The organism is Microcoleus sp. T2B6, from assembly GCF_036700475.1.
Taxonomy (GTDB): domain Bacteria; phylum Cyanobacteriota; class Cyanobacteriia; order Cyanobacteriales; family Microcoleaceae; genus Microcoleus.
The window spans coordinates 21,266-28,853 of record NZ_JAUBOZ010000100.1 but is presented as its reverse complement, the minus strand read 5'-3'; the positions used below and the strand labels follow the sequence as shown (position 1 = coordinate 28,853).

The window sequence follows — 7,588 nt, the reverse complement described above, 5'->3', positions numbered from 1 at the left end:
GTACACAAATAGCTTTTTATCTAGCATCTTAATCGAGCTTTGTGTCTAGTGTCTATGCTCTAACAAATACTAGACATCATGCTAGTATACAAATATAGCGAAACGGAAACGACACAAACCGCTCGCTGCATACGCTTTACAATCAGCACCCACAACCAAAGGACGAATACCAATGACTCTGTTAGCCAACAAGTTCGCTCAAATCGCCTCAAAAATTGACGCCACGAATGCCCAAATGGCAGCGCTACAAGCCAAACTCAGCGAGCTCCAAGACTATCAGCAACAGTTGCCCGACCGCTAGCGAACCCTCCCATCGCTAGCGGTATTTAGTACATAAACTAGACAAAAATACTAGCATTTACTCATGAGAAATACTAGACACAAAAACTAGCTTAATTACTAAATGTCTACTAGGCATAGTGCTAGTATTTATCTAGTACAACCAAAACCAGTGCCCGAAAAAACTCCGACCGCCCCAGAACCGATCGCCACACCGACGCTACCGCACCAACTACCCCAGCGCCTACGGCTAAGCCGATCTCCACCAAGAAACTAATGCTCTCGTTAGTCTCGGTAAAGCGCATCACTTCTGATGTGCCAGTCTGCAACGAAGATCCGGGCGAGCTAGAAATTGCTGGCGAGCGAGCGTCTGGCGAGCGGTGGGTTCATGATTCCCCCCGTGGTGGTGCGCGACAGTAGCGGGTACAAAATTGTTAGCGGACATTTTCAGTTTCACGCCTCCGTGCTGGCACGGCGACTCAACGGACGCGGGCCGGCGAGAACATTCCGGTCTTGATTCTGGAATCAGAAAATCAAGCGACAGCTTTGGCGCAACAAGCGATACTAAAACACAGAGCCGCTTAGACACCACAGCCCCCTCCCAGAGACGGGGCGCATTTTGACCCTCCATGCCATCGTAAACTCTGTTTATCAATAGCAAAAAATCATGAAAGCAGAACTGTCGATCGCCCGCCTTGAAGCTTCTCTCGATGCCAAAATTGAAAGATATTTCGATACTCTAGATACTGACCCGGACGTGCTCAAACAATTACTCGCCGACAAGCGCTCCGAAAATACTCGCCGCGCCTACGAGAGGGACGTAAATGACTTTTTGGTAACTATGACAGGGACGCCCGCCTTGCCTGATAATGTTTTGGAGTTTTTACACCTTGAGGAACGGCAAGCAGTTTCGGTGGTTTTGAAGTACAAAGCTAAGCTGATCGACAAGGGACTCAAGGAAGCGACTGTTAATCGGCGGCTGGCGGCTGTCAAGTCGTTGGTGGAAATGGGTCGCAAGCTCGGCGTGTGTCACTATACTTTAGGGGATATTAAGGGGGAGAAAATTGTAGGCTACCGAGATACAACGGGCGTTGATAGAGCCACTTTTGAGCGAATTTTGCAGCAGTGCGATCGGGCAACGAAAGCTGGCAAGAGAGACTATGCTTTGTTGCGCTTGCTGTGGGGTAATGCTTTGCGGCGGAACGAAATCAGCCAGTTGAGTGTTGGTGACTTTGACCCAGCCGGTAAGACTTTGCGAATTCTTGGCAAGGGACGCGGTACGCAAGCTGAGACGATCGATTTAGGTTCTGCGACAGTGCAGGCGATCGCCGATTGGTTGGAGGAAAGGGGAAGTTGCTCGCCCGATAGTCCGCTTTTTATAGCACTTGACTGGGCTCACAGCGGACACAGACTTAGCGGTGACGGTATCTGCAAGATGGTTGTCCGCCACAGCGAAAAAGCTGGTATTAAAAAGCAGATGTCCCCTCACCGCATCAGACACAGCGCTATCACAGCGGCGCTGGACGCAACAGATGGGGATGTGCGGAAAGTTCAGAAACTCAGCAGGCACAGGAATTTGAATACCCTGATGGTGTACGACGATAATCGCAGCCGCGACCAAGGGGCCGTTACCGACTTACTGGATGGGATGTTTTGAGCCAAGAAAAATCCCCCAACTTTCGAGTAATTGAGGGATTTTGGTTTTGGCAATTGTCGCACGGCGTGCGATCGCACTTGCCGACAACGAACAGAATACCAACCGCTCTTGTCGGTCAAATAATTTCAGGTTTTAGATTCAGATTTTAGATTTTGACAGTGCAGTTGCTGTGCAAACCGCGCAAAAACAGGAATCAACAGGAATCAAAATGTGCCAAGTTTCAATCCCTGATAGGGCTTTAGGTTTTTTTGGGACGGTTTGTAGTAACGCAGTAAGTAATGAAGGAGTTTCAATCCCTGATAAGGTTTTAAGTTTTTGTGGCTTAACGCCATAGAAATTATCTCAGCACATCTTCGGGATGAATCGGGGTATAGATTTCTAATTCCCTTTTGGGGTTTACCCTTCAATCATCTCCAAAATTGTCTCAATGTCTGCGAGTGTTACCGCTGATTTCTTACGCTTGGCTTTGAGCCTGTTTAACAAGTCAGCAGCCTCTGGTAGCTCAATTTCAGCGCGTCGGGTCTGGTACAGCTCAATCCTCATGTCACTCACTAAATTCTGAAGTCGCTTACATTCACCCTTTAATCGCTTTACTTCATCAATTGAACCACTGGTGTCACGCGATTGAGACTGTTTCTTTTCTACTTCGGAACCGCTACGACTATCTGCTGTGTCACGCGGTTCGAGTTTCTTGTCAAGTTGTCTGGCATAATCTAAAGTAGCGTCAGCCAGGGCGATCGGAACTCGAATGGTACGAGTCGGGCCACTCTGCCAAACAGCTTTAAAGCGGGAATCTTTGATTGAATCTTCGTGTCCTTTAGGGTTTGGCATAACAAATGAATCCATTGTGTCAAGCGTTTCACTCAATACAACAGTAATCCTAAATTGACAGTAGCGCCGAGTTTTAACAGTCCTGAGTTCACACTCACTGTGTTACACTTATAATACAAACTTGACTCATTTATGATTTTATAATGAAGCTCGAACGTAAAACATATAGAGATGGCAACTTACACCCTAAAGCATTTAATTGTCTAAAACTTCTCCCTGAAAGCTTTACCTATCATAGCGATCACACCGAACGGCATCCGTTCTCAATCTACAGTCTCTCAATACAGAACGTGATGCAGTCTTTCCATGCTGTTCTGGATGAATTAGATCAGATTTCTACGGCTTTGTTTAATGCTGATGGACATTTAGATTATCCTTTAGATAAGCTACCTGGTTTACAAAAAGAATTGCTATACGCATTGCAATTTCACATTGAGGATTGCTATCGTATTCTTAAAGTTATTCATCCATTTAATAGTAATGGCAAGGAAAAATCTGTAGAGAGTTGGTTAGATAAGGTCAAACACCCTGGCTATAAAAATTTTCATGCAGAAATTAAACACTATAGAAACTCATTTGCTCTTGCTGTTAATAAGCTCAAGCACAATGGAGCTCAATTACGCCCCATAATGATGTACTCAATGGGACATAGTATAGTTGCACATACTATAGAGAAACGTATTCAAACTTTTCCCAAAAATGCTCGTATTACTGGGTATTTTGTAGAGGGGATGCAACCTAATGGGCATATAGGCCCTGATTGTGAAATTCATCCTCCCAATGGTACAACCGCTATTTCTTTAAATTATGACCTACGTTATCACTTTACAAATCTCTACCGAGTTGGTCATCATTTGAACACTGCAATTCTCAGAACGGTTCGTAAACTTCACGGAATAGAGTTGCCTCACGATGCTTACATTAATGACACTGCATCCCAATATAATATAGAGTCAATTGCAGAACGTGTCAGTAAGCTGTCACCTTTATTCTTTGAAAATGAGTTTTCTAAGAAAACACCAGATATTAAGTTTCACCGTCATAATAAAAATGCAGATTTAATTTTGGAGTTTCCTGGTTCTCAGTATATGGCTTGGGAGGGAGAAGTAATGATTTATTCTAAAATACAAGTAGATGCTGTTTGCCGTCACTATCAACTTCCTTACAAGTAAGTCAGAAGCGTTTATACCTCTAGGCGTGAAACTGCTAAAGCTTTATTAGGATAATCCCATACCTTGACCCAGGGTTTAAAATTGGTACGGCTAAGCAAGGATACAGACATATTCCAGAGTAGCGTCGGCCATAGCGATCGAAACTCGAATGGTGCGAGTCGGACTGCCATGCCAAGCAGCTTTAAAGCGGGAATCTCTGATTGAGTCTTCGTGTCCTTTAGAGTTAGGCATAACAAGTGAATCCCTTGTGTCAAGCGTTTCACTTGGTCTAGCAGTAACACTAAGCAGCATCAAGCGCGTGACACACGGCTTTTTGGTGTCCTCAGCCGGACGGGCAGGCGGCTATTTTTCCGATGGCCGATTTTCTAATTGTGACGAAGAAGAAGACGATGGCGGCCAGTCGTAAAAATCCCGCTAGGGGTTTAGACGGGGAAAGGGTAATTTCCCAATCACTCCAAAACCTTGTTCTAGGCAGGGATAATCCTATTTGCCCATCTAGGACTTGAAAGCAATGCCGCTACATTAGATTAGATTAGGAATATTTTCCCATCCAAGGCTTGGAAACGCGCAGGGTAGGTCAGGGTATCCGCTCAATAATTCGGGGCGGACTACCCACTCAGGAACGATTTTGCGTCATTTGATGTGCATCGTTGAGCGATTTACCCCGGATTATTGAGCGGATACAGGTCAGGTTAGCAAACTTTCCACTCCTAAACAAGCTGTTTTTTGAGTAATCTTACCAATTAATAAATTCAACTAAGTCTTAAGTTGTGAACAATGGAATAACTCCTAGTGGCAATTTTTCATTTCCATCCTTTCTCATTCCAAAAATCGTTTGTCCCGATCTCAAAAATGCCTACAAATGAACTACAATCTGTGAATATAAATGTTAGCATGACTAATGCTGGATGCTTTTTGCTATTTCTATCGCTAATTTCATCCTTTTCTTCTTTGAGTATTTTTGAAGAACAAGCACTGCAATACCAAAACAAGAACTTGTCTTTTCCTTTTATCCGTGCCCAAATATCCCATCCAATCACGGCTGTTGGTGCTACATAAATAGAATTGATTCCAGGAGCTTTTAAAAAACTTCCTCTGAAAACAGTACCTCGATCTGCATAGCGACAACCCTTGTCACTATAATTGTCAAAAGTTTTTTTACAACAATCACAAGTAACGTTCATCTTAACCTCCTTTTATCTATCGTAATCGCAGGCGATGGATCATAATCGCAGGTGATCGGCGAGCTATAAATTGTAATCGCAGGTGATCGATTTGCAGCGGTTCTCAAAAAAGTGAAGTATGCCTTATACCTACGGAGGCTTATGCCCTATGCCCTATAGTACCTCATCTTTTTAAGAAAAGCAAATGATTCTAGAAAGTAGGAAGGAGGGTGTAAGACACAATGCAAAACGTATAAAGCGGTATGTAAGACAACTTAAGCTAAGGCACAGCAATATTAACCCTAACAATCTAACTTGCTAGAAAGACACTAGAGAAAGGGACGCTTTAAAAAGTGTTTCGCGATCAGTGAGTGTGTTCGTCGTAAAAAATTCATGGGGTATAGCCGAGATACGGGCAAAACAGGACATGACGTAAAGTTTTGTAAATATAAGACAAACTGACTGGAAGTAGCAAAGCCTGAAATGTTTAGCAGTAAAAGATTTCCACTTTTTTGGCCTGTACGAGGGCAGAGTATTACTACTACTCTGCCTCCATCAAGCGAGGGTTAAAAGTTAGCCACATTTAAGCTGGTCTTGCGCTTACAAGCTTTCGAGAAGGCTGTACAGCGACTTAATTGTTACGTTTCTTAATCTCGTGTCCTACTTTGCCCGTATCTCGGCTTTACCCCATATTTCCCCACCTAGAGCGTGTAACCCTTGCTGCTACATCAGGATATCCAAATTTTCCCGCCTAGAACGTGGAAGTGTTGCCGCTAGGTCAGGGTATAGAGTGCTACTACCGATTAGATTCAAGTATCGGCTCATTAGATGATTCCCTTAAGGACACGACAGTGCCATGTCCTTACCTACAATATTTCTGTACCTTAATTACCTGAAAACTACTGTAACTTTGTTTCCCAACCTGCTTTATATGCTTTCTCTAGTTTTTTCTCCCATGCTTCCTCTGCCTCCATATTTGACTTCACTCTTTCTTCAGGAACTTGAAATTTATAAAATTCCTCCTGATCCTTTCTAAGCTCTTCATAAGCCTTTTTACAGGAATTTCCATCTCTATCTAGATCAGCTTGGTCACAAAGACTAGCATCTATCCATCCATAAGCATGAGTAAAAGCTTCTGTTGTGGTGTCGTAGGATGGAGTTTTATATTTCTCCCAATAAGTGTTTGAAAGCTCATCAGTGTCGGCTAAGAGTAGTCCAGATAGAGCAGAAACTTTTACACAGTAAGGCTTTAGTTCACTTCCTTCTTTCTCAAGTTTATAACGCTCTCTATAAAATCGGGGGTTGTAATCTGTCATGACGATTCACCTCAATAATTTTTTTTGAGTTTACATTTTTGTTATAACAAATTTTCTACAAGAGAGGGAGTTGATATTTTTATCGACTATTAATTTTGTACAAAATTACCCCAAATGTATTTCGGGGGAATAGAATACACCTTTTTAAGTGCAGCTTGAATGCAAAATTTATCGAGGGCTAAATCAGGATATAGGTTTTCCCCGCCTAGGACTCAAAATTGGTAAGGCTACGTCAGGTTAACCCTATTTCCCAGTCTAGGACTTGGAAGCGCCGAGGCTAGGTCAGGATATGAGCTTATCCTGATCCAGGGCTTAAAGTTACCTAAAGTATTCTGCAACCGCTGTCTGTAACCGTTAGTTATTTACCAATCCACTGTGTCACGCGGTTCAACTGTAAAAATTTTTCAAATTTCCCAAAATCCCTCGAACCCCTGTGGTGCGAGTAACAATTTAACCTCCCAGGCACTGACCTAGAAGGTTGAATTTACCACGGAGACTAAAGCTTGAGACAATCTTGTTATCCCTATCAAAACTGCAAACTCATGAAAATTCCATCATGGCCCGCGTGGTTTCCTTAAACCCCTTCAATTATTTTCTAAAGTCTCTGTTTTCTCTAGCTCTATTTGTAAAAGGAACACGATACGCTGCCAAAACATTTTTAGACAATAATCTAAGAACTTCCCAAGGACAATCTAACAAAGTAACAGGCAGACATTTTTGATATACCCACTCCCAAAAACCAATTGCTTCTCCCTCAATTCCCGCTGTTGCAGTATCAGGCATTTCAACACCATAGCAGCTACAAATTTCTGACCATTTAGAATAAGGGGCGGATGGATATAATACTTTGCCCTCTATAGATGTTGGATAATAAATTTTGCCAGCTAATACACCTTCAGGAAAATACATAACTTCGTCCATAATCATTATGACGCCGTTATCCGGCATATCTTCCATAGTAAATTCAGTGCCATCACTTGTGAAGCGCTTATCTAATTGGTTGTATTTTTCCAGTTTTTTAGACTGTTTGTCAAACCCTTTAAATTTCATAATTTTATTTTTTGTAATTCGACCTGGCGACCGAAAGCCCAAGCTGTCTTCGCCCACAGCTTACGGTTGTAAGTTAGTTTTTCGCTATCTCTATGTTACAGCTTCGCTACTTTAGTTTTG

9 protein-coding genes are annotated in these 7,588 nt (G+C 42.8%); 4 read left to right on the top strand and 5 right to left on the bottom strand.

The window, feature by feature from the left end:
* Nucleotides 1-172 precede the first annotated feature (172 nt).
* From QUA00_RS29585 to QUA00_RS29575, 3 genes are all read left to right on the top strand, one after another.
* A complete protein-coding gene (locus QUA00_RS29585; RefSeq protein ID WP_333412086.1) occupies nt 173-301 on the top strand; it encodes a hypothetical protein in 129 nt (42 codons plus the stop codon).
* A 254-nt stretch (nt 302-555) separates the two neighbouring features.
* Entirely contained in the window at nt 556-699 is a 144-nt protein-coding gene (locus tag QUA00_RS29580) for a hypothetical protein (RefSeq protein ID WP_333412085.1), read from the top strand.
* A 247-nt stretch (nt 700-946) separates the two neighbouring features.
* Nucleotides 947-1,936 (top strand): tyrosine-type recombinase/integrase, encoded by a 990-nt coding sequence (locus QUA00_RS29575; protein ID WP_333412084.1) that lies wholly within the window; start codon nt 947-949, stop codon nt 1,934-1,936.
* A 396-nt stretch (nt 1,937-2,332) separates the two neighbouring features.
* On the opposite strand, the gene QUA00_RS29570 is transcribed toward QUA00_RS29575, so the two are convergent.
* Nucleotides 2,333-2,767 (bottom strand): hypothetical protein, encoded by a 435-nt coding sequence (locus QUA00_RS29570; RefSeq protein ID WP_333412083.1) that lies wholly within the window; start codon nt 2,765-2,767, stop codon nt 2,333-2,335.
* 143 nt (nt 2,768-2,910) lie between these two features.
* Between QUA00_RS29570 and QUA00_RS29565 the strand changes: the two genes are divergently transcribed.
* On the top strand, nt 2,911-3,939 hold the full coding sequence (locus QUA00_RS29565; RefSeq protein ID WP_333412082.1) for a hypothetical protein: 1,029 nt from the start codon (nt 2,911-2,913) through the stop codon (nt 3,937-3,939).
* Between the two features lie 90 nt (nt 3,940-4,029).
* On the opposite strand, the gene QUA00_RS29560 is transcribed toward QUA00_RS29565, so the two are convergent.
* From QUA00_RS29560 to QUA00_RS29545, 4 genes are all read right to left on the bottom strand, one after another.
* Nucleotides 4,030-4,170: a hypothetical protein gene (locus tag QUA00_RS29560; protein WP_333412081.1), complete on the bottom strand. Its 141-nt coding sequence runs from the start codon at nt 4,168-4,170 to the stop codon at nt 4,030-4,032.
* A 572-nt stretch (nt 4,171-4,742) separates the two neighbouring features.
* Nucleotides 4,743-5,123 (bottom strand): hypothetical protein, encoded by a 381-nt coding sequence (locus tag QUA00_RS29555; RefSeq protein ID WP_333412080.1) that lies wholly within the window; start codon nt 5,121-5,123, stop codon nt 4,743-4,745.
* 878 nt (nt 5,124-6,001) lie between these two features.
* Nucleotides 6,002-6,418 carry a hypothetical protein gene (locus tag QUA00_RS29550; RefSeq protein WP_333412079.1) on the bottom strand — a complete coding sequence of 139 codons (417 nt, stop codon included), beginning with the start codon at nt 6,416-6,418 and terminating at the stop codon, nt 6,002-6,004.
* A gap of 588 nt (nt 6,419-7,006) precedes the next feature.
* On the bottom strand, nt 7,007-7,525 hold the full coding sequence (locus tag QUA00_RS29545) for a hypothetical protein (RefSeq protein ID WP_333412078.1): 519 nt from the start codon (nt 7,523-7,525) through the stop codon (nt 7,007-7,009).
* Nucleotides 7,526-7,588 lie beyond the last annotated feature (63 nt).